The sequence below is a fragment of the Infirmifilum sp. NZ genome (assembly GCF_022693705.1).
Lineage (GTDB): Archaea > Thermoproteota > Thermoprotei > Thermofilales > Thermofilaceae > Thermofilum.
Genome location: NZ_CP094288.1, coordinates 40,295 through 60,665, shown reverse-complemented (window position 1 = coordinate 60,665; position 20,371 = coordinate 40,295). Strand labels below are relative to the sequence as shown.

At 60.2% G+C, this 20,371-nt stretch carries 22 protein-coding genes; 7 read left to right on the top strand and 15 right to left on the bottom strand.

All coding sequences use genetic code 11. The annotated features are described in order from the left end of the window. Positions 1-322 precede the first annotated feature (322 nt). From MOV14_RS00340 to MOV14_RS00320, 5 genes are read right to left on the bottom strand one after another with little or no spacing between them, the layout of a single operon-like run. A complete protein-coding gene (locus MOV14_RS00340; RefSeq protein ID WP_318537237.1) occupies positions 323-2,143 on the bottom strand; it encodes an aldehyde ferredoxin oxidoreductase family protein in 1,821 nt (606 codons plus the stop codon). Next, the gene (locus MOV14_RS00335; RefSeq protein WP_318537236.1) at positions 2,140-2,790 is read right to left on the bottom strand and encodes a class II aldolase/adducin family protein; all 651 of its coding nucleotides are present in this window, start codon (positions 2,788-2,790) and stop codon (positions 2,140-2,142) included. The genes MOV14_RS00340 and MOV14_RS00335 overlap by 4 nt, the downstream gene beginning before the upstream one ends. After that, positions 2,791-4,281: a xylulokinase gene (locus MOV14_RS00330; protein ID WP_318537235.1), complete on the bottom strand. Its 1,491-nt coding sequence runs from the start codon at positions 4,279-4,281 to the stop codon at positions 2,791-2,793. It lies immediately after the preceding gene. Continuing rightward, positions 4,257-5,285, bottom strand: coding sequence for an NAD(P)-dependent oxidoreductase (locus MOV14_RS00325; RefSeq protein WP_318537234.1), 1,029 nt, complete (start codon positions 5,283-5,285; stop codon positions 4,257-4,259). The genes MOV14_RS00330 and MOV14_RS00325 overlap by 25 nt, the downstream gene beginning before the upstream one ends. A 6-nt stretch (positions 5,286-5,291) precedes the next feature. Continuing rightward, positions 5,292-5,624 (bottom strand): SCP2 sterol-binding domain-containing protein, encoded by a 333-nt coding sequence (locus tag MOV14_RS00320; protein WP_318537233.1) that lies wholly within the window; start codon positions 5,622-5,624, stop codon positions 5,292-5,294. A gap of 140 nt (positions 5,625-5,764) precedes the next feature. On the opposite strand from MOV14_RS00320, the gene MOV14_RS00315 reads away from it, so the two are divergent. Then, complete coding sequence (locus tag MOV14_RS00315; protein ID WP_318537232.1) at positions 5,765-7,039, top strand: MFS transporter; 1,275 nt, start codon at positions 5,765-5,767, stop codon at positions 7,037-7,039. A gap of 103 nt (positions 7,040-7,142) precedes the next feature. Then, the gene (locus MOV14_RS00310; protein ID WP_318537231.1) at positions 7,143-7,751 is read left to right on the top strand and encodes a protoglobin domain-containing protein; all 609 of its coding nucleotides are present in this window, start codon (positions 7,143-7,145) and stop codon (positions 7,749-7,751) included. Here MOV14_RS00310 and MOV14_RS00305 read toward each other — a convergent pair. The 3 genes from MOV14_RS00305 to MOV14_RS00295 form a co-directional block, all read right to left on the bottom strand. Next, entirely contained in the window at positions 7,724-8,902 is a 1,179-nt protein-coding gene (locus MOV14_RS00305; RefSeq protein WP_318537230.1) for a cytochrome ubiquinol oxidase subunit I, read from the bottom strand. The genes MOV14_RS00310 and MOV14_RS00305 overlap by 28 nt on opposite strands. 5 nt (positions 8,903-8,907) lie before the next feature. Then, complete coding sequence (locus tag MOV14_RS00300; RefSeq protein WP_318537229.1) at positions 8,908-10,530, bottom strand: cytochrome ubiquinol oxidase subunit I; 1,623 nt, start codon at positions 10,528-10,530, stop codon at positions 8,908-8,910. Positions 10,531-10,677: 147 nt separating this feature from the next. After that, a complete protein-coding gene (locus MOV14_RS00295; RefSeq protein WP_318537228.1) occupies positions 10,678-11,103 on the bottom strand; it encodes a Trm112 family protein in 426 nt (141 codons plus the stop codon). Between the two features lie 52 nt (positions 11,104-11,155). Here MOV14_RS00295 and MOV14_RS00290 point away from each other — a divergent pair, with 52 nt between their 5' ends. Next, entirely contained in the window at positions 11,156-11,719 is a 564-nt protein-coding gene (locus tag MOV14_RS00290; RefSeq protein WP_318537227.1) for an SAM-dependent methyltransferase, read from the top strand. 89 nt (positions 11,720-11,808) lie between these two features. Here the strand turns inward: MOV14_RS00290 and MOV14_RS00285 are convergent, their stop codons facing one another. Beyond that, positions 11,809-12,660 carry a hypothetical protein gene (locus MOV14_RS00285; RefSeq protein ID WP_318537226.1) on the bottom strand — a complete coding sequence of 284 codons (852 nt, stop codon included), beginning with the start codon at positions 12,658-12,660 and terminating at the stop codon, positions 11,809-11,811. Between the two features lie 203 nt (positions 12,661-12,863). Here MOV14_RS00285 and MOV14_RS00280 point away from each other — a divergent pair, with 203 nt between their 5' ends. Beyond that, complete coding sequence (locus MOV14_RS00280) at positions 12,864-14,759, top strand: prolyl oligopeptidase family serine peptidase (protein WP_318537225.1); 1,896 nt, start codon at positions 12,864-12,866, stop codon at positions 14,757-14,759. 20 nt (positions 14,760-14,779) lie between these two features. On the opposite strand, the gene MOV14_RS00275 is transcribed toward MOV14_RS00280, so the two are convergent. From MOV14_RS00275 to MOV14_RS00265, 3 genes are all read right to left on the bottom strand, one after another. After that, positions 14,780-15,205 (bottom strand): hypothetical protein, encoded by a 426-nt coding sequence (locus tag MOV14_RS00275; protein ID WP_318537224.1) that lies wholly within the window; start codon positions 15,203-15,205, stop codon positions 14,780-14,782. A 147-nt stretch (positions 15,206-15,352) separates the two neighbouring features. Next, positions 15,353-15,784, bottom strand: coding sequence for a hypothetical protein (locus MOV14_RS00270; RefSeq protein WP_318537223.1), 432 nt, complete (start codon positions 15,782-15,784; stop codon positions 15,353-15,355). 71 nt (positions 15,785-15,855) lie between these two features. Continuing rightward, complete coding sequence (locus MOV14_RS00265) at positions 15,856-16,317, bottom strand: archaellin/type IV pilin N-terminal domain-containing protein (protein WP_318537222.1); 462 nt, start codon at positions 16,315-16,317, stop codon at positions 15,856-15,858. 370 nt (positions 16,318-16,687) lie between these two features. On the opposite strand from MOV14_RS00265, the gene MOV14_RS00260 reads away from it, so the two are divergent. Further along, complete coding sequence (locus MOV14_RS00260; protein ID WP_318537221.1) at positions 16,688-16,969, top strand: hypothetical protein; 282 nt, start codon at positions 16,688-16,690, stop codon at positions 16,967-16,969. A gap of 90 nt (positions 16,970-17,059) precedes the next feature. Here MOV14_RS00260 and MOV14_RS00255 read toward each other — a convergent pair whose 3' ends face one another. From MOV14_RS00255 to MOV14_RS00245, 3 genes are all read right to left on the bottom strand, one after another. Beyond that, complete coding sequence (locus MOV14_RS00255; protein WP_318537220.1) at positions 17,060-17,215, bottom strand: hypothetical protein; 156 nt, start codon at positions 17,213-17,215, stop codon at positions 17,060-17,062. 287 nt (positions 17,216-17,502) lie between these two features. Further along, positions 17,503-17,856: a retroviral-like aspartic protease family protein gene (locus MOV14_RS00250; protein WP_318537219.1), complete on the bottom strand. Its 354-nt coding sequence runs from the start codon at positions 17,854-17,856 to the stop codon at positions 17,503-17,505. Between the two features lie 177 nt (positions 17,857-18,033). After that, on the bottom strand, positions 18,034-18,180 hold the full coding sequence (locus tag MOV14_RS00245; RefSeq protein ID WP_318537218.1) for a hypothetical protein: 147 nt from the start codon (positions 18,178-18,180) through the stop codon (positions 18,034-18,036). 186 nt (positions 18,181-18,366) lie between these two features. On the opposite strand from MOV14_RS00245, the gene MOV14_RS00240 reads away from it, so the two are divergent. Continuing rightward, the gene (locus MOV14_RS00240) at positions 18,367-19,125 is read left to right on the top strand and encodes a hypothetical protein (RefSeq protein WP_318537217.1); all 759 of its coding nucleotides are present in this window, start codon (positions 18,367-18,369) and stop codon (positions 19,123-19,125) included. Next, positions 19,118-20,179: a hypothetical protein gene (locus MOV14_RS00235; RefSeq protein WP_318537216.1), complete on the top strand. Its 1,062-nt coding sequence runs from the start codon at positions 19,118-19,120 to the stop codon at positions 20,177-20,179. Before MOV14_RS00240 ends, MOV14_RS00235 begins: the two co-directional genes overlap by 8 nt. The last annotated feature ends 192 nt before the right edge of the window (positions 20,180-20,371 follow it).

Sequence of the window (20,371 nt, the reverse complement as noted above, 5' to 3'; positions counted from 1 at the left end):
TAGCGAAGCTAGCGTGTAGGAGTAAGCCGTATACGCATCGTATTCTTCAGTCTTCGAGCTCTGGGAGCTACCCCGCCTTCGAGTAGTTCTCCAGAACCTGGTGGGTTCACAGAAGCGATCAGGAAAAGTAACGCGAGGACCGTTAGCGAAGCCACCACACCTTTCGGCTAGTACCCGCCCGCGAAATCCAGCGCTAAGCTTAACCCTTCAACCTAATCTAATACTTTTCCTGTTCCTTGCTAGTTAACAGTCCAGCCTGGAGCACAGCAATCTGCGGCTTTCGACCTTGTCTATGCCTTGTGCCAACAGTATGGCTCAGCCTTCAAGCGTGCTTGGACAGAATGGACTTGTACTCGGATAACCCTAGGGATAGAATCTTCTCATCTGTTGGCCGACCCTCCGCGTCCCATCCTCTAAGGGCGTAGTACTCGTCAAGTGCGTGGTCGAGCTCTTGCTTCGGCGTCTTCCCCGCTATCGGTCCAGAGCTGTAGGGCTGAAGAACTATCTCTGGTAGACGGTCGTCCCTCCTGGTAACGCCAAGGGCGTTATTGATCACCCTCTTTAGGGTGAAGGACCTGTCACCTAGAATGAACACCGCCTTGGAGTCTATGTCCCATCCTGTGGCTAGCGAGAGTAGCCTTGCAAGCTCGGAAGACTTGAGGCCTGTGAAAATGCACAGCAGAGCGGAGTTGAAGACTTCCCTTAGGTTCTGCATGGCAATCACGACAGAGGCTTTGCCCTCGAGCGTGTGAAACTCCCCTGGACCTATTCCAAGTTCTGGATCCTCGAAAGCTCCCATGTCTGCTAGGTAGGAGTCCGCTCGCAGGTGGCACGCCCCCCTGGGGCCTGTTGCGTAGCTCAGCGCTACCGAGTAGAATGCTCTAGGGTCGTGCATTGGGATTTCGAGCCCCTTCACGTGAGCCGCGATCTCCTCGGGTACACCGAGCCTCTTGGCCGCTACCCTGACGCCCTCTGCCAGGGTATCGCCGAGGCCCCTCCTGTAGGCTATGTCAACGATCATACTCTTCAGCGCCTCCCCGTCACCCCACCGAGGCTTCATACCGCTCACGTAGCCCCTCTCGGAGGAGTAGTTGAGGAAAGCTATTGTGACACCTGTGGATATCGTGTCAAGCCCAAGGTCATTGCACAGGTGGTTCGCCTCAACCACCGCCTTTATGTCTGCTACGAGGTTTAGCGAGCCCAGGCTGGCGAGCGTCTCGTACTCAGGACCGTCCACGATTCCTCCTTCTACGCGCACTCTGCGGCCACAGCCTATCGGGCACATGTAGCAGGCGAGGGGCTCTACTTTGAACACCTCCCTGAGGCGAGATCCGCTAAGCTGCGATGGATCGAACTCGAGGCTGGTGAAGTACTTCCCGGGAATGTCGCCGAAGTCGTAGCCGATGTCGAAGTAGGAGGCGGTTCCGAGTTCCCTCATGGCCTGCGCGGAGAGAGAGGTCGCTATCTTGCTCCAGAGCTCTCGCGCGTACGACTCGAACTCCTCTGTAGCAGCTCCAATTACGCCATCTCCGATAGCGGCGATAGCTTTGAGCTTTTTCGAGCCCATTACAGCTCCTAAACCCGTTCGCGCGGCCGCTCTCCCAGCGTCATTTATGATAGCCGAGATCTTCACCAGGTTCTCGCCTGCGGGTCCTATGCACGCTACACTGGCACTTGAGCCCAACTCCTGCTTGATCAGCCTTTGCGTTGCATATGTGCCTAACCCCCAGAGCTCCTTAGCTTCCCTAATCTCTGCTCTCCCGTCCGACAGGAAGATATAAACGGGCGTCTCACTGACACCGGTAACTACGATACCGTCAAAACCCGCGAGCTTCATTTTCGCCCCGAAAGCACCACCAGAGGTGGCTTCACCCCAAAGGCCCGTTAAGGGAGACCTCGAGGAGACCGAGTACCTGTTTGAAGTCGGGGCGCGGGTAGCGGTAAGGGGCCCAGTCATGAAGATCAAGGGGTTCTCAGGGGAAAGAGGGGGTGGCAGGCTTGGGCGCGCTTTAACATACAGGGCGGCTGAGAGCGATGCGCCCCCTAAAAACGATCTGAGAAGATTCTCGTCTGGGGTCCAATACTCTACCTTTCGGTTCGAGAGATCTATCAGCGCAACCCTCCCGGCATACGGCAACTTCATCTAGGGCTCCACCTCCTCGCTTCGTAAAGCTCGCGCTCGAGTTCGACCACCTCGCTTGGTAGTTCATGTGGAGCGCCCAGGAGGCTTGCCAGCACGTATACGAGCGCGGCTCTCTCGAGGTACACCATTGCGTCGAGAGCCTCCTCGAGGCTGGACCCGCACGTCAACGCGCCGTGATTGGCAAGCAGAACCGCGCTTTTCCCGCCAAGCGCTCTGACCACATTCCTGGCGAGCTCCTCGGTTCCTGAGGGAGCGTAGTCAGCGACCTCTACCGTTCCCCCAAGGTAGAGCACTGTTTCCTCGAGGAGCGGGGGGAGGCTCCTTCGAATAGCGGCAAGCACCGAGGAGTAGAGTGGGTGTGCATGCACGATTGCCCGCACGTCCTCCCGTGCATCGTAGATCGCAAGGTGCATCCGCGCCTCAACGGAGGGGTTACCGCGACCCTCAACAACGTTAAGGCTACGATCCACAACAAGAACATCCTCGGGCGATAAACGAGCCTTCTTCACCCCGCTTGGTGTTATGAGGTATAGGTCGCCCTGGGGGACCCGAACGCTGATGTTCCCGCTGTAGCCGTAATTCAGGTTTCTTTCCTCGAGGAACCTGAAAGCCTCCACGATGCCCTTCCTCAGCTCTGGGTATAACAATCAGATCACCTCCCTGTAAAACTCCAGCCAGTTATAATAAAGCGTGTTGTACTCCTGGCACTCCCCTTCAGGGGGTCTGACCCCCTCAACATCACTTACTGCGGCTACAGCCTCGCCAACCGACCTAAACTCGCCTAGCGCTTGCATCGTCAGAGCCAAGCAACCTAGCGCTGTGCCGTTGTGCTGCCTCGTGAACCTCGTCTCGAAACCCATGACGGCGGGCAGAATCTTCCGGAAGCTCTGAAGCCTTGTCAAGCCCCCTGTTACGCCGAAGAACGGCGAGGCTGCTCCAGACACGCTCCTGAGTTGCTCGTAGTTAGCCCTGACCGAGTAAGAGATGGATTCCAGGAGGCTTCGAGCGACGTCCCGTATTGCCACCTGCTCCTCGTGGAGCGAGAACTCGGGGACTCTCACGTAAATGTCTACGTCCTGCTCTCCTGTTTTCCTAGCGTTCATCACTGAGGCTCCGTGCTTGAATCGGACCCCCCGTGACCCCGGAGGAGACGACAACACAAGTTCGTCGAAGTACTCGTAGTCCCCGGGCCTCAGAAGGAGGCTCTCCACAAACCAGTCAACCACTCCACCGCAACGACCTGTATTACTCTCTAAGATCCAGTGCCCTGGGATTACGTGGACGCTCGTCCACATGCGCATCTCAGGATCTACGCGAGGCTCACTAAGGACCTGAACCACCGGGCAGGTTGCGCCCGCCACTGCACCGGCAACGCCAGTTACTGTCGCGCCAAAAGCCAGTGAAGCAACGTGGGTGTCCCCGCCGCACACGACAACGGGCGTTTTCTCGGGTAGGCCAGTTTTCCTGGATAGCTCGGGTGAAATGTTTTCGGATACGAGGCCCGGTTCGCTGATCTCCGCAAGCAACGCGGGGTCTACCGCGAAAGCCTCCAGCGCTACCTTGCTCCACTCCCGACGCCTTACGTCGAGGAGCATGGTGCTCGAAGCGCTGGAGAGCTCGCTGGTAACCCTCCCCGTGAGCCGTAACACAACCCAGTCGAGGAGCGTTATCACGTGAGCTATCCTCCGAGACTCTTCCTCAGCGTACTCGCGGAACCACTGAAGCCTCCCTGGTACGAAGAGCTGTGGAGGGTACTGTCCCGTGGACTCATAAACCCTGCGCAACCGGTCTTCAGCCAGGTCGATCGTTGCCAGAAAGCCTCTGGCGTCGATGTTCGGACCTACGTAAATTTCGTTCAGGTCTCTGTCGAGGAAGCATGCACCCCCACGCTGAGCAGTTACCCCTATTGCCCTCAGACTGAACTTCCTTCCGCGGAGCTGCTCGAGTACCTCTGAAATGGAGGTGTAGAGATCCGAGGTGAGCGAGTCAACATCATACTGCAGGATAAAGGGGAATTCTCCGCGCAAGATTCTCGGCACGCGTCTAGCCCCAGCGACAGCTCTCCCCTCTCGCGTTAGGGCTAGTGTCCTCAGGCACGATGTCCCAAGGTCGATTACCAGGAAAACCTCTTTCTCCATCTCTCCCAGACCTCCGGGTTCAGCAAGCGCCTAGGCTTCTCGCCTTTGAGGGCGAGAGTCAAGTCCTCGACAACCATCCAGGACTGCCTGTGAACAGTCTCGAGGGTATTGCCGCCGATATGCGGGGTGACCACGACGTTGTCGAGCTTGAGGAACCTGTTAGAGGAATCCACAGGCTCCTCCGTGAACACGTCCAAACCTGCTCCTGCGATTCTGCCCTGGGCTAGAGCCTCGTAGAGAGCGTCCTCATCCACGACAACCGGGTTAGCCAGGTTTAGGAGTATCGCTGTCGGCTTCATTAAGTCGATCTCCCTCTTGCCGATCAGGTTCACCGTCTCAGGGGTGGGAGGGACGTGCAACGTGATGATATCGCTCTCGCGGAGGAGCTCCTCGAGGCTTACAAGCCTAACCCCCAGCTTCTCCGCTTTCGCACTATCGACGTAAGGGTCGTATGCGAGGAGCCTGACGTTGAAGCCCGCAAGTAATTCGGCAACACGGCTTCCTATCTTGCCGAGCCCCACTATGCCGACAGTTTTCCCAGACAGCTCGCTACCCTCCAGCTCAGACCTGAGAGCTACAAAATCTTCGAAGCTGGAAACCGTAAACCCGCCCCGAAGTCTACGGTCGGCTCGCACAACTTTCCTCAGAACTGCGAGCATCAAAGCTACGGTCAGCTCTGCTACGGCGTTCGCGTTCCTCCCAGGCGTGTACGTGACGAGAACCCCCCGCTCGGTGGCCTTCGCAAGGTCTATGTTCTTGGAGGGGTCGTTTCTGCAAATGCTCACGATGCTGAGATCCGAGCCATCCAAAACCTCCGCGCTCACGCGCTCTAGCTCGACGATAAGTACATCGTATCCTTCACGCCGCACGCGCTCTAACAGTTCCTCCTCCGAGAGTACGTAGTGCCTGTCAAACCAGCTCTCGTACCTGACCTCGAGGTGCTTCCCAAGCTCAGCTAGAGCATCTTTCGCGAAGCGCGCCGTCACTAGTGCCTTCCGAGGCATGTTTCCCTAGAGCAGCAACTTCCTCATTTTTAGGAGATCGCTCATGGAGCCCTTAACTGTTATCCTGCCAAGTTGGTACTCTCTGATAGGGTTCGCCTTCTTGCTCATTATATCCGTGAATGTTGTGGACGACATAGTTATCCGGATATCTCCTTGGCCTTGTGCGCCCTCAATTACGCTTTTGAGAAGCCCATTCTCAATATTGAAGGTGTAGCTCTTACCTACATCGGGAAACTCGAAGATCACCACCTTTGTGAAACCAGAAAGCGACTTCACGACCTCCGGATCTTCAAACCTCTTCTTTAAAAGCTCTATACTTCTTTCTAAATCCTCGCCCATACGATTATAATCCGACTTAGTGACTTAATAAACTTAGTGTAAAGAAGATTAATTAAGCTAATAGATTCGCCCCACTTACATGTGGTATAATGGTCTTAAGAGAAATACATTTAAACAACCTAATTAGAGGATAGCACTGTATGCAAGCCGAGAAGTTCAGCTACTTTAAAGTGTTCCTGCTTGGGTTCGGCTTCTTCGGCATAAGCGTCATCTGGTCGGTCTACAACTCATACGTCCCGGTATTCCTAAAGGAGCTCGGGCTGGCCTCGTGGCTCGTGGGCTTCATAATGACTATCGACAACATCTTCGCCGTTGTGCTACTGCCCTACCTCGGTGTCCTCAGCGACGTTACGCGCACGCGTATCGGCAGGAGGAAGCCCTACATCCTCCTCGGCGCCCCGCCCGCCGCCCTCACCTTCGCGCTGATACCGTTCTTCAGGGCCGAGCTCCTGCCGATGATGGCGGTGATCGTCGTCATGAACCTGTCTATGGCGCTCTTCAGGTCGCCGGTCATAGCGTTCATGCCCGACATAACGCCGAGCGAGAAGAGGAGCCAGGCTAACGGGATAATAAACTTCATGGGCGGCGTCGGGTCCCTCCTCGCCTACTTCGTCGGCTCACTGCTCTACAAGATGAACCCCACCTACCCATTCGTGGCCTCAGGGGTCATCCTACTCCTCGCCAGCCTGCTGGTGATACTGCTAGTCGACGAGCCGGAGGAGTTCAAGGTCAAGGAAGCCGGGGGTCCCAGCTTCACCGAGGTCCTAAGGAAAACATTCAGGCAGAGCTTCAGGGAACTCGCTGACAACCTCAAGCTAGCGTTCACGGACCCCGACAAGAGCCTCCTGTTTATGCTCTCCTCCATCTTCCTCTGGTTCATAGGCTACAACGCCATCGAAACCTTCTTCACGAGCTACGCCAAGTGGTACATGGGGCTAGACGAGGCCACCGGGTCCTTCATCCTCGGTTTCGTCGCGCTGGGCTTCCTCATCTTCTCCCTCCCGGCAGGCTTCATCGGCGCCAAGCTGGGCAGGAGGAGGACGATGACTCTGGGGCTCCTCCTGCTCGTCTCCCTCCTGGCAGGTGTCCACCTCGCGGCTCTCAGCATTACAGGATCAGTGCTCGTCTATACTGTCGAGGCGCTGTTCTTCCTCGGGGGCTTTGCTTGGGCTCTGGTCAACGTGAACAGCCTGCCAACAGTGGTGGACATGACGACGCGCGAGAAGCTGGGGGCCTACACGGGGCTCTACTACTTTGCGTCGCAGAGCGCGGCAATCCTCGCTCCGCCTATCGCGGGCCTGTTCATCGACCTTCTAGGCTACCCGACGCTGATGCCCTACTCGATCGCCTTCCTCCTGCTCTCGGCCGTAACCCTTCAGTTCGTGAGGAAGGGAGAGGCCAGGAAGGGCTTCTAGAGAGGCTGGGAAACTCTTTTTATTCCGTTTTCTTTTTATTTCGTTTTATCGTCTCAGCTAAACTTAGCGTAAAGTATATCTGTGCCGAAAGCGAGTCCTGAATGTGCAGGAGGAGATACTAGCGGAGGTGGTGCGTGAGGGAGAGGTTGCTTTCCGGCTTCTAGGGCTTACGAGCAGCGAGGTGGGCCGCCTCCAGTCCCTGGCTCCCAGCATCCTAGAGCGCGAGGAGGAGATTGTCTCGAGCACCCTCGAGGCGATCAAGAAGATGCCCGAGACCTCCTCGATACTCCAGGACGAGAGCACGGAGCTCGGGCTGCGGATGGTCCTCGAGAGCCTCCTGACGTTCCTCTTCATGGGTGACTACGGCCGCGAGCACGCGGAGACGGTGTTCAGGGCTGGCCTCGCGTACATACAGCTGGGCCTCAGCGAGAGCGTCCTCGTCGGATCCGTGGGCCACCTGGTCGGCGAGGCAGCGAGGTTCCTTGAATCCCCCACAGACGTTCCGGCACTCGTGAAGGCGGCCTACTGGAACCTAGCTGTGGTTCTCCACGCCTACCAGCACCTCAGGATGTTCATCATCCGCGAGGCCGCCGGCATAAGCGGGAAGGTGCTGGACAGGCTTGTTAAGCTCTACACCGCTCAGGTCCTCGAGAAAATGGGGGTGAAAATACACTACTTAAAAAGCTACTCGCTTTTAAGGAAGACGACGTAGAGGAAGTAGCCGGCCGCCGCGAGCAGCGCGAGCAGGCCCACCGCGGTCACGGCGTAGAGCGCGGGGTCCAGGGCTAGGGGGCTCACGTTCCTCAGGTCGAGCGACCTGCCCAGTATCGTCCTCCAGGGCTCGGGGACGCTTGAGGTGATGAGCGGTAGGTTGGCGACGAAGAACGGGTACTGGCTGAACGCGTTCAGGTACTCCCCGGTCAGGACGGTGAGAGCCGCCGCGGTCGCCGCGTAGATGGAGCCAAGGTAGCCGGCCCGCGTCGAGGCCTCAGCCGGCTTGAACACCGTCAACCGGAGAAGTATGTGGGCCTGAGCCAAGACGAGCAGCATCTTGACCGCGAAGAGCCACGAGTAGTCTGAGAGCCTCTCAACTCCCTGGACTGCCCAGCCGAGCCCCTTGAAGATGTTGTTGAACTTTATCGGCGTGTTGGTTAGGGAGACGGTGTACCACGCGCCGAGGAAAGCCATAGCCAGGAGGCCGGCTGTGCCCCACTTCAACCCGTCCCTGTACAGGTCCTCCTCGACCCCGCTGAGCCCGCCGCCCCTGAGGCCCTTGACCGCGAGCACCGCGGAGACGAAGAGGAATCCCAGCGTGAGCGCCCCCACTACGCTCTTGAGGTACAGGGGCAGGAAAGTTGGGTTGGCCAGGGCCTTGGCGACGTCGAGCCAGGGCTTCCCGTCGAAGCTCAAGCCAGCGGGCGTGTTGAGAAACGCGAACACCGCCCTGAAGCCGAGCGGGATCAGGTAGGCTGTGAGGGCTAGTAGGACGCCTGCGTAGAAGTGCGCTGTGGGGCTGAAGGCGTCCCAGCCGTACCAGTAGGCAACGATGGCGAAGAAGTGAAGGACTATGGCTACGATGGCGATCCCGAAGGGTATCATGGCGATATTCCCCGCTACGCCGACGAACTCCGGGTAGAAGCTGAGGAGGAAGACCGTGAAGGCCGTGCCCATCACGCCCGCGAGCCCGTAGGTGGCCGCGTATATCCTGAACAGCCCCCTAGCGGTCTCGGCGAGCCTGGCGTCCCCGCTGAGCTCAGCCCTCCTCTTGAGGATGGGCACGAGCGTCGCGAGCGCTATCCCGACGTTCACCGCGACTATGTGGATCCCGAACACCAGCGCCAGGAAGAACACCGGAGCCTCCACCGCGATCACCCCTTAACCGAGGGCTCGTAGAGTACCTTGAAAGCGGCGTATATGAGCCCGGCGAGCGTTCCGAGGAACAGCAGGGCCACGAGAACGTAGGCGAGCGGGTCGGCGGGGTTCATTGTGTGGGCGACGTCGACGGTCATCACGCCGTAGATCGACCAGGGCTTCCGACCCATCTCCCTGACGGCCCAGCCGAGGAAGCTGACCAGCTGCGCGGCAACCGGGGAGAGCGCCCCAGCCCACAGCACCCAGCCCGGCAGGCTGGCCCTGCGGTAGAGCAGGAAGGCGAGCAGCAGCGCGTAGAGGCCGAGGAGCACTGCCAGGCCGATCTTAGCGTAGTAGAGGTAGTGTATCATGAGGGGCGGCCTGCAGTCCGACACGCCCGGCACTCCGAGGAGGGTGCAGTAGTCGGCCGGTATCGCGTCGTAGCTCGGGAGCTTCGCCTCGAGGCTACCGTAGGCTATGAGGGGCATCAGCTTCTCGAGCCCAAGCATCCTGGACACGCTTAGGATGGACGAGCTCGTCCCCTCCATGGCCGCCAGCTTCTCCGGGTTGTACTTCGCGATCTCCTCGCCCATCACGTGCCCGAACACTGCTCCCTGGAGGACTATGGCGACCAGGGACGCCACCACGCCGAACTTCAAGCCGAGCATGTAGTAGTCCCTGCTCTTCTCGTCCCTGGACTTGATGAGGAGAAGCGCGTAAGCACCGAGTATCGTGAAGGCGGTCACCGTCACCCCCGCTCCTATCGAGTGGACGAGGGTGCCCGGGTACACGGGCGACTGGAACGTGACGGTGGTGTACCCGACGGTCTGAACGGTCAAGACCAGTATCTTGTCGACGACATCCTTGACCAGCAGGTCCCCGACTGCCCCGAGGGCCTCAGGCTTGACGACGAGCTTCAGGACGCTGTCCCTGACCCTCACCCCGCCCCAGGCCTCGGCCGCCAGCCTCGCGACGATCTTCGACGGCATCAGCACCGCGACCCCTTGGCCCGTGTCGCCGACGACCTCCATCCCGAGCGACTGGAGCTTGCCGACGTCCAGCGCGCCGACGATGTCCTTCGGCACCACGAGCAGCACCTTAGGGTAGCCCTGGTCGTACTTCCAGCCCGTGAGCGGGTCGTAGGCCGCGACTATGCCGGTCGGAGCCACCATGTAGCTGTTCACGCTCGTTATCATAGCGCCGCTGAACCAGGCGCCGAACATCGCGAGGAACGCGACCGCTATCTTCGCATTCACGGAAAGCTTGGACCAGCCGAAGACGAGGAGGTATATGAAGACGATCTCCGTGAGGAAGGCGAAGATCTCGAGGTACAGGGGGTAGTAGATGTACCGCCCAGCCGCCTCGAGAAGATTCGGCCACACGACCACTAGGCCGAACTCGCTAGCCGTCCCCGTGGCAGCTCCGACCGCGAATACGAGCCCCAGAGCCTTCGTCATCGTCCTCGCCATGCGCTCCCAGCGGGCGTCCCCGCTCCTCCTGTACGCTAGTAGGGCTACCAGCACCATTAGGGGTAGGCCTAGCACGTACTGCAGTATCAGCCAGTGGATCTCGATGCCGATAATGCTCAGAATCCTGTCCCAGGCTGCCGGGTAGCTCAGCCACTGCTCCAAGAGACCCATTTCTGCCTCACCGGCGATTAAAAAGCTTAACTCAAGATAATAAAAGCTTTCCGTTTGAAAAACTAAGAAACACCACATAAAGTTAGTTAATCATACCAGCTGTTTCGCAGACCTAAAGTCATCTAGCCTCTACACCGCGGATGCAGACTACACCCGTCCAGGAGCCTGCCCCGTTCCCCCAACATGAGAAGCTTCACCGAAAACGCGCCTAGCGACCTCGGGGTCGAGCCGCTCTAGCTTCTCCCTGAACCTTGAAAGCAGAGCCCTCTCAGCGTCGAAATCCCTAGCCTCGTCGGGCAGTAGCTGAGGCACGCCTTCAACCACGGCAAACCACCTGCCGCACTTCGGGCACACCAGCACGCCGCTCACCACCTCCCGGCTGAGGCACTCCTCGCACTCGCAGCTCTCGCACTTCGCAACCTCTACGCCCCTGAACGCACAGACGTAGTCGCAGAAGGGCTTGCTCGGCCAGGGGTACTTCATGGGGCTCCTCCTCTCCTCCAGCACCACCAGCTTCAGCGGGAACGCGTGGCAGTAGGGGCATGCTAGCACGTCGAGGGCGTAGTACCTCACGGTGAGCGTATTACCAGCTTACGTTTAAATATTTCAGTCGACACGCGTACAAGTGCTCGAGGTAAAGCCCATCGGCTACGTCTATCACGGCTACACAGACGAGCAGGTCAGAAGAGCTGGGGCCGTCGAGGCCTTCGTAGAGGTCGACGAGGAGTACGCTGAGGCGCTGGGCGGGATCGACGGCTTCTCGCACCTGATACTCGTAACCTTCATGCACAAGGCGCAGCGCCTACCCCTGAGGACGAAGCCCGTCAGGATCTTCAGGGACGTCGTCCAGAGGCTGGGGGTGAGCGACGAGTCAATGCCGGAAGTCGGGGTGTTCGCCGTCGCCAGCCCCTTCAGGCCGAACCCCATCGCGTTGACAACGGTCCACCTGCTGAAAAGGAGCGGCAGGGTTTTGTTCGTGGCCGGCTGCGACTGCTTCTCAGGCACCCCCGTGCTCGACATCAAGCCCCTCACGAGCTACAGGTTCATCGACCCAGACGACTACAGGGTCCCCGACTGGCAGGCGAGGCTCGACGAGGTGTTCGAGATTCTAAGAAAGCACCACCCACACCGGCACCGGTGGGACAAGCCCAGCTTCAGCATATCCGTCAAGCGCGACGAGAATGCCTAGACGATTGCTCAACCAGAACCAGGCACTCGCAGGATGACGAAAATGCCGCGCCGTTGAGGCAACCTCAAATCAGTGAGGAAAAATATTTTTTAGCAACCGCAACCTATGGCAGCCCAAGCGGAGTGGGACCCTGTGCAGCTTACCTGGCCGTTAACCCAGAAGACGAACTGGCTGAACTGCGTCCACTGGGTCGACATCGCACGGGCGTAGCAGATGAGGTACTTGCCCTCCGCCCGGACAGAGGCGGAAGTCAAGGCGACGGAGCTCCTCGAGCTGAACCAGCACTTGCTAACGACGGGGGCTTGTATCTGGTCGTAGGAGACGTCGTTGACGGCGAGTATGGTGCTATTAGGTATGCAGTCGATCCAGGCGGCCGCGCGCGCCGTCACCTCGCCGACGATGAGCGGGTCCTCGAGGAAAATGTCCACCTCTTCCCCGTCAATCACGGCCCGCTTCAGCTCAGCGCCCTCCGGGATCTCGCCGTGCCTCCGGAAGAGGTCCGTCAGAAGCGTCCTCACGAACTCCTCGAACGTCAACCCGGCGAACTTACTGAGCTGCGAGAAACCATGGAAGAGCGCACCCCACACCTTCTCTAGGCCCTCCTCAAGCCTCCTCTGCCCCTCCTTGAGGTCTCTGACCTCCTTCCAGAGCTTGTTCGCCTCCTCCCTGAGCGCTTTGATCTCCTCCCATATCTTGACCTGCTCGCGCTTGATGCCCTCTATCTCCTGCCAGATCTTCTTGGTCTCCTCCCTTATAGCCCTTATCTCCTGCCAGATCTTCGCCTGCTCGCGCTTGATCTCCTCGATTTCCTTCCATATCTTCTCGAGGTTTGAGAGGAGCTCGGAGTAGCCAAGCGCGCCCATCAGCGCGTGCCTGAACTCCTCGTCCTCGGCGACGGTCCTCAGGATCCTCAGCCTCTCCTCCTTGCTGAGCAACTCCAACCCCGCTCCCTGCGGCAAACCACTCCATCTCAGCTTAAAAGGGTTTCGTGCACATCCGACCGTTCGCGTGCGAGGAAGCCGGTTGGAGTTTGCACCCCAGTCCCCGGCTGGATTGCAAAGGCTCTTGGGAAAACGCCTCACCCGTATGCTAGGGATGATTCCACCGACGTAACTTTTATTTTCGAAAGCCGCGTGCATGGACCGTGCCTAGCGGCTACGACTGGCTCGAGGACCTCGAGGACCCCCGCGTGAAGGCCTTCATCGAGGAGCAGAACCGGAGGTTCAGGGAGTTCGTCTCGCCCCTCGCCGATGCCCTCTACCAGCGCGCGCTGGAGCTCCACAGCCTGCCCTACGTGGTCGACGCGGCGCTCTTCGAGGGGGGCCTCTACGCCCTGACCAGGGAGCGTGGCACCTTCACCGTCAAGAGGTACAGCACCGGCGACGCGGAGCCGCAGACGGTGCTGGACGCGCGGGAGCTCGGCGGCGACGCCGTCGTTGCATCGATCAGCGCGAGCAGGGACGGGAGGATGCTGGCCGCCCTGCACACGAGGGCCGGCTCGGACTACGCGCGCACGCTCATCGTCGACACCGAGACCGGCGAGCGTATCGAGGGGCCAGAGGGCTACGTCTCGCCCCCCGTCTGGCTCACGAGGGAGAGGTTCCTGTACGTCCGCACCTACAGGTCCGGCACCGCTCCGGACGGCGTCGAGGCGCCGGCGAGCAGGGTGTTCGAGGCGGAGCTCGGGGCCGGGGAGGAGCTGGTCTTCGGCGAGGGCCTGGGCACGAACTGGCTGGTCCACCTCGCGGGCGACGGGGAGTCGGTGTACGCCGTAGCTTTTCACGGCTGGTCGAGGTCCCTCGTGTACGAGCTCGCAGGCGGCGGCTTCAGGCTGCTCTACGACCCCGGAGGCTCCAAGGCCTACCCGGTGGGCAGGCTCGGGGGCCGCAGCTACGTGCTTAGCTACGAGCACAGCCTGGGCCAGGTCGTCGAGGTTGGCCGGGGGGCCAGGGTAATCTTGAGGGCCGAGGCCCACCCCATCGAGGACGCCGCCCCCGTCGGCGGGAGGCTCCTAGCGGTGAGGCTCGTCGACGGCGCGAACAGGCTCGAGCTCTACAGCCCGGAGGGAGAGCCGGCTGGGGAGGTGGGGCTCGGCGAGGGGCCGGGCAGCGTCACCATCCTCTCCAGGGGCTTCGGCGCGGCGCTGGCGAGGTACGAGTCCTTCGACACGCCGAGCAAGCTCTACCTCGTAGACCAGGGGGGCGCGTGGCTGGTCGAGGGCTCCTCGCTTCCCCTCGGGCTGGAGGTCAGGGAGCTGTGGGTCTCCTCGCGGGACGGGACGAGGGTGCACGGCTTCGAGGTGAGGAGCAGGGCCGCCCGGGACGGCGGGGTGGCTGTGGTGTACGGCTACGGGGGGTTCGCGCTGTCGGTCAAGCCCCGCTTCCAGCCGGAGGCCGTCATGCTCCTGGAGGCCGGCGCGACCTTCGTCTCGACGAACCTGAGGGGTGGCTTCGAGTACGGGGAGGAGTGGCACAGGGCCGGGATGCGCGGGAACAAGGTGAGGGTGTTCGAGGACTTCGGGGCTTTCCTCGAGCACTACAGGGCCAGGGGCTACATGACCGTCGCGACAGGCAGGAGCAACGGGGGGCTCCTAGTCGCCGCGGTGGTGGCTAGGAGGCCCGAGCTCATCGACGTGGCCCTCGCCGGCTACCCCCTCACCGACATGCTCCGCTACCACAGGCTCCACCTCGGCAGGCTCTGGACCACCGAGTACGGCGACCCCGACGACCCCGAGGACAGGAGGGTGCTCGAGTCCTACTCCCCCATCCACAACCTCAAGCCAGCCGACTACCCCTACGTCCTCGCCTACACGGGCCTCGCCGACGACCGCGTCCACCCATCCCACGCCCTCAAGCTCACCGCCAGGCTCCTAGACCTCGGCGCCCCCGCGTACCTGCGAGTCGAGACGAGAAGCGGCCACCTCGGAGCCACACCCGAGGTGAGGGCAAGGGAGACGGCAGAGCTCGTCGCCTTCACCCTGAAAGCCCTCGAGGAGCAAAGGCAGCGCCGCAGCAAGCCCCAGGCGGCTCAATCAGGCTGATCGATCTTCAGTCGCTGCGGTCAGGGCAGGACGACGAGCTTCGCGTACTCCGCACCCGAGGCCGTGCGTAGCCTTACCTCGATGCTCGAGCCGGCGGTGAACACCGTTGCACCGCACTTCCCGGACCTGGACACTGAGAGCAGTATCGTCGCCGAGCCGCCTGGGAGAACCGGGAGAGGGTTCACAGCAACGTTCGGGGTCGCCCGCACAGAGTCCCTGCACTCGCTGACATCCACCCCGTTCACCCTCACGGCTGTCACCAGCGCGGGGAGCGAGCCCCTGTTGGAGACCTGCACCGTCACAGTCCAGCCCCCCGGCGCCGCCTGCGCGTAGACCGTATCGACGGCTAGCTGCTCGAACCCCGGTGTGGCGCTAGCCAACGCCTCCCCCACCCTCCTGTAGTACTCGGCGAGCATCCTCTGGTACGACGCCACCTTCTCCTGCAATGCCTGCTCGACCTCCGGGGAAGCTTGATCTCCCCGACCCTGACGTCCCTCACCTCTACGGCCGCGAGGCTACCGTCGGCCCGAACTCTCCTCAGAAACGCCTACCTGATCTCCTCCGAAACCCGGCTACCGGCCGCGAAAAGCTCCTCAGCCGTGTACCCCGCTACCACCTCCCGAGCCGCCTGCTCCAGGTAGGGTGCGAGCGCCTTCTCCGCGAAGTCGAGCCCCGGGTAGCTCCTCACCAGCTCCCCGAAGCGCAGAGGGTCCAACGCTGTAGGCGAGAGCCAAGTCCACCCACACCTCGACGCCGTCCCTCGTGCGCGCCGCCACCGGCCCCCGAGAAGAGTCGGGCCTACCCGAAAGCTCCACGACCTCCACACCGCAGGAGCCCCTAACCACGCCCTGCCACGGAGCCTTGAGGAACGCCGAGGGCCCCACGTGTGGACCGCTGATAAAGCCCGTAAGCGGGTCGTAGACCACCGCGACCACTCCGGGCCCCAGCACAACCACCGAGGAAAACAGCGCAACCGCTGAAATGACTGCGAGAGCCAGCAAGCCGATCCCAACAGTCTTACGCATACACCTTCAAGAAAGTTATCGAGAAAAATAACTTTATAAGCACTGCGCCAACAGACAAAAAAATTTTTCCTTTAGGGCAGCACGACAAGCTTCGGGTAATCCTTGCCGCCCGAGCTGTGAAGCTTCACCTCGATGCTCTGACCAGCGACGAACTTCGTAGCGCCGCAACTGCTACCAGGCGGTATCGTCAGGAGTATCGTCGCCTTGCTTCCCGGGTCTATCGGCAGCGGAGTCCCCGCGATTATGCTTGCGTTATCTTTAACGGGACATCCTGTACCTCCGGCTTTCACCCCGTTTATGAAGATGTCGGTGATCGATGTGGGGGACGTCCCCTTGTTAGAGACAATGAGAGTCACAGTCCAGCCTCCTGCTTCGGGTTGCGCGTAAATCGTCTCGATCGTGAGCTGCTCGAAGCCAGTGAAGATGCCGATGATGCCCGTCATCCAGAAGGCTACCGCGATTGCGACGGCGATGGTGACGGCGACTATGATAACTGTTGCGATTACGGGGCTTATTGCCTGTCTTTTCGCCATACAAGGGTTATTTGGCGGGCTTGCTTATAAATCTTGCTGTTGCCCTTGTTTTTGGTCTGCCTTTAAAAGTTATTTTCGTCTCTGTTAAACATGCTAATAGCGCTTTTTATTATCTATGTGAAACTACATAGAGACTTACTATGCTTCCAGAGTCAAGATAAATCGGGAAGCGCAAAAGCGTCAGTGTGGCTTTACCCTGCGGCTCGCCAAGTTTTCGGCTTAGCTCTAGAGCGGCCAGCTACTGCGACGCCTTGGATACAAGGGTTTGTATCTAGCTGGTGAGGGCTTCGCAGAGTGAGTGATGACTATTTAAGGCTCCTCGGATTCGAAGCGCTTATTAGTTAGGATAGTGCAATTATGTGGGTGTTGGATGCCCAGGAGGCTGAGGTTCTCCGAGAAGGGTTCTCCAGCGGCGTTTCTGCCAGCGTTAGTGGGGCTTACGTTCTTCGTCGCAGGCTTCGAGGGATACCGCTCCTCAAATGACCCTTCCGGCCGCCTCGTGGCGCTTTTCTTCTGCGCGCTGGGGGCATTGCTTATGAGCGTCGCCGCGCTGGCTTGGGGCCTAGCGCTGGCGCTCGGGTCACTGGAGGTGGAAGTGGAAGAAGCCGACCAGCAGTTTCCATCAAGTTCTCGCAGCATTGCAGCTTTTTAAGTTTTCCCTCGCTGGCCTTCCTTGCCCCGCGGGCCCGGGTGCTTGAGAGGCACTACGAGGCGTCGAGGTACCCGGCTGCGCCTAGCACATTCACCCCTTCACTGATCCGAGGCCCCTCTTCGGGTACTCATGGGCTCCGCGCCGGATGAGCCTGAACGCCTGCTCCCCGCACGCCCGCTCCTCGAGGCTGTAGCCGAGCAGCGCAAGCAGGCCGCAAGCCCTCTCCGTCAGGTAGACGTACCTCACGTCGCCGACCACAGCCTCTTTGACAAGGCCCGCGAGGCGCAGCCTCTCGAGAACGCTAGCTATGTACCTCGTGTTCCTCGTGCCGAACGCCCTGCTGAGGGGCTTCGGCTGCCTGAGCCTCTAGAGCGCTTTAGCGAGGCCCGTCAGCCTGAGCCACCTCGCAACGCAGTCCCAGATCTCTCTGTCCACTCGACTGTCGCGCTTAAGCGGATGCCGGGGGATTTAAACCTTCACACATGCTGTGCTTTGAGCTGTACGCGCTGAGAGTAGTCAAGCAACCGTATGGGCTAGTAGAGCAGCAGGGGCGAAGGCTCAAGCTTCCCCGTCCTAGGGTCGACGCGGAGCCCGAGCATCTCCAGCGTTGCAACCCCGATGAGCACCCTTCCGATGATATCGCTTACCCACACCTCTGTGACCGTTTCCCTGCCCTCCACCGAGACCACGGCGGCGCCACGCTCAACCTCCACGAGCCCAGCCCCTGTCTCGACGACGTCCCTCCTGACGGCTTCGATGCCCAGCGTCTCAGCTAGGCTCCTCGGGATCGCGGTCAGCGTCGCCCCAGTGTCCACTAGCGCTTCAACGTCCGCGCACTTCGACTTGTCCAGCGAGCATATCCTCGCCCTCACAGAAACGTGGCCCATCTGCTCTCACACTCAGGTGGAGCTTTGCCTATAAATGCGTTCACTTCTGAGGTTTAAGCTGGCTCCGGTCCCGAGGAGCACCTCCTAAAACCGAGCAATCGCGCTCGTACTCGACTCGAGTTTTCACTGGACGTTCGCGCCTCTCTTTCTACTATCTTATCATTGTAGGGATCCAGTTCACGTTCTCTCCTCGAATTCCCGGTCCCACTCCTCCCTGATCTTATCCACCTCCTCTGACAGCCCCTCCATTCTGTCCACACCTCTCAGCTTGAACAGCCTAACCCTCAGCCTCTGACTATCACCTTTCTTCGCCTTGAGTCGCAACCCGTCCACCTTCTGGTAGCCAGGTTCTTCTCTTTCTCTCTACAAATCCGGAGAGCTATTAACTTTAACCCTTCAGCAGCTCCTGAAATCAGTCTCAATGCAACATATGTCCCATTAATTGTAGGCAGTAACTGCCTATAAATCTTTATAAAAAACTATGGCATTGTGAATCGCGTGGCTTTACGTGTGTCGAAGTTACGGTGGGCTGTGCTGTTAGAGCTTGCGAAAGCCTGGAGGCTGAACCTTGACGTGCCCGTAGCCCGCATCGTAAGGGTTTTCGGCCTTAACTCCGGCCTCGTCTACAAGTTCCTTAGAGAGCTCAGGGATGACGGCATCGCGAGGGAGGTGGGCCGCGGGAGGTGGGCGCTGCGCGACACGGGCAAAGCCAGGGCGCTCGCGGAGTACGTGCTCGAGACAGCTGAGGGTAGCGGTTCGCACGAGTACTGGGCCAGGTCGGTGCCCGAGGTCTACTACTACATCGCCGAACCCCCGAGCATCGAGTGGCTCGGCTTCCCCGAAAAAACGCTGGTTATCGTCGACAGCCTCCTCCAAGGCAGAGTAGACCCGCCTGAAGGCTACCTGCCGGTCTACATCAGCCTGAGGGGCAGGGCCTGGAGGTACGACTGGGACCTGAAGGTGTCCATGAGCCTACCCGAGCAGAGCCTAGCCGACCTCCTGGCATACGACCCAGCCTACCCCGCCGAGCAGTACATCTACCACAACCTGAGTTGGCTGAACCTGGACGAGGTCGCCCGCAGGACAAACCCGCGCGGCCTCCGAAGGCTCTCAACCTTCCTGGCATTCCTCAGGACGGCCACCGGCAAGCAAGTAGCAACCGGGTTCGACTACTTAAGGCTCGCGGACCCCGCCATCCTCGAGAAGAGGCTCGGAGAGTACACAAGCCTGGTGTTCGCCAACGGGGTAGCGGAGGAGAGGCGTGTTTAAGGTGGACGGCTCCGCGGGCCCGGGTATAAGCGGGGATCAGCTTGAAGAACTGAGGGCGCGGCTTCGCGTGCTCACGCCTAAATTCGCCCTCCTGCTCGACGTGGCACGCAGGCTCCCAGGAGCCGAGGGAGGGCTGAGCCGGCGCGAGGCGCACGCCGTGGCCAGGGGGCTTGAGAGGGTCTGGCACATCATGAGGTTGCTCAGGCTTCTCTCCGAGTACTTCGGCGACAGGCTGTTCTTCGGCGGCGGCTCCGTCCTGAACTACGTATACATGGTTAGGCACGGCGAGCCGCCCAGGCTGACCTTCGACTTGGATTCGGCATGGCACAGGAGGGTCGCGTCCAAGCGGGTCGTAATTGGGGGGATGCTGAAGTTCAACAGGTGGCTCGCAGAGAACGGTCTCACGCTGGACCTGCCGGTGGCCCCCAAGAGGTTCGCGAAGCTGTTCGTTGTCGAGTACGACGCGGAGAAGGACCACTTCCCAACCCTCCTCTCCCTCCGCGTGCCCGTCATAACTAGGTACGACGGCAGACCCTTCCACGAGTTCCTCGGCATACAGGACTTCAACCTCATAGAGGGTCTCCGGGGCGTCTTCGAGGAGGAGCTGGGCGTGAGGGACCCCAGGATCGACTACGTCAGGCTCGAGGTCTCCCTCGACCCAGGCGAGATGCCCCGGGAGGAGGCCACGCTCGAGGACGCGTTCGGCACAGCCGTAAGGGCTTGGGTCACGAAGCTCGAGTACCAGCTAGCGTCGAAGATCACCTTCAAGGTCGCATGGGACTTTGGCCCCGACCTCGAGTACAACCTTCACGACGTCCTCAAAGCAATGCTAGATCTGCGCCTCCTAGCTTACGCGGACAAGGAGAGCGTAAGGAGGCACGCGGGCCCCCTGGACGCTTCCCCGGTGAAGCGGAACCTGGACAGCCTCCTCTCGCCCAGAGCTAGGGGGATCTGGGAGAACAACTACCACTACACGCTCGTCAGGAAGAAGTACACCCTCGAGGAGCTCGTCGAGCGGGTGAGCACGCTCGTCGCGGAGGTCCTAGGCCGGTGACTCCTCGCTACGCCTCAGCCCTTCAGCTTTACATGGCTTCGATTTAAGGGAACTTCGAATCAGAAACCTGAATCCTCGCGCCCCGCCGTGCACCCCCGTGTCTTGCTTTACGAACCCTGGCTACGACCCACAGGCCTAAGGTCTACTCGACGCTCAGCGAGGTCGCTGCACCCTTGTATATGCAATCGTCGA

Coding starts and splice junctions, on each gene's coding strand:
- MOV14_RS00340 (WP_318537237.1), bottom strand. CDS start 2,143: ATGAAGTTGCCGTATGCCGGGAGGGTTGCGCTGATAGATCTCTCGAAC.
- MOV14_RS00330 (WP_318537235.1), bottom strand. CDS start 4,281: ATGGAGAAAGAGGTTTTCCTGGTAATCGACCTTGGGACATCGTGCCTG.
- MOV14_RS00325 (WP_318537234.1), bottom strand. CDS start 5,285: ATGCCTCGGAAGGCACTAGTGACGGCGCGCTTCGCGAAAGATGCTCTA.
- MOV14_RS00320 (WP_318537233.1), bottom strand. CDS start 5,624: ATGGGCGAGGATTTAGAAAGAAGTATAGAGCTTTTAAAGAAGAGGTTT.
- MOV14_RS00315 (WP_318537232.1), top strand. CDS start 5,765: ATGCAAGCCGAGAAGTTCAGCTACTTTAAAGTGTTCCTGCTTGGGTTC.
- MOV14_RS00300 (WP_318537229.1), bottom strand. CDS start 10,530: ATGGGTCTCTTGGAGCAGTGGCTGAGCTACCCGGCAGCCTGGGACAGG.
- MOV14_RS00270 (WP_318537223.1), bottom strand. CDS start 15,784: ATGCGTAAGACTGTTGGGATCGGCTTGCTGGCTCTCGCAGTCATTTCA.
- MOV14_RS00265 (WP_318537222.1), bottom strand. CDS start 16,317: ATGGCGAAAAGACAGGCAATAAGCCCCGTAATCGCAACAGTTATCATA.
- MOV14_RS00260 (WP_318537221.1), top strand. CDS start 16,688: ATGCCCAGGAGGCTGAGGTTCTCCGAGAAGGGTTCTCCAGCGGCGTTT.
- MOV14_RS00250 (WP_318537219.1), bottom strand. CDS start 17,856: ATGGGCCACGTTTCTGTGAGGGCGAGGATATGCTCGCTGGACAAGTCG.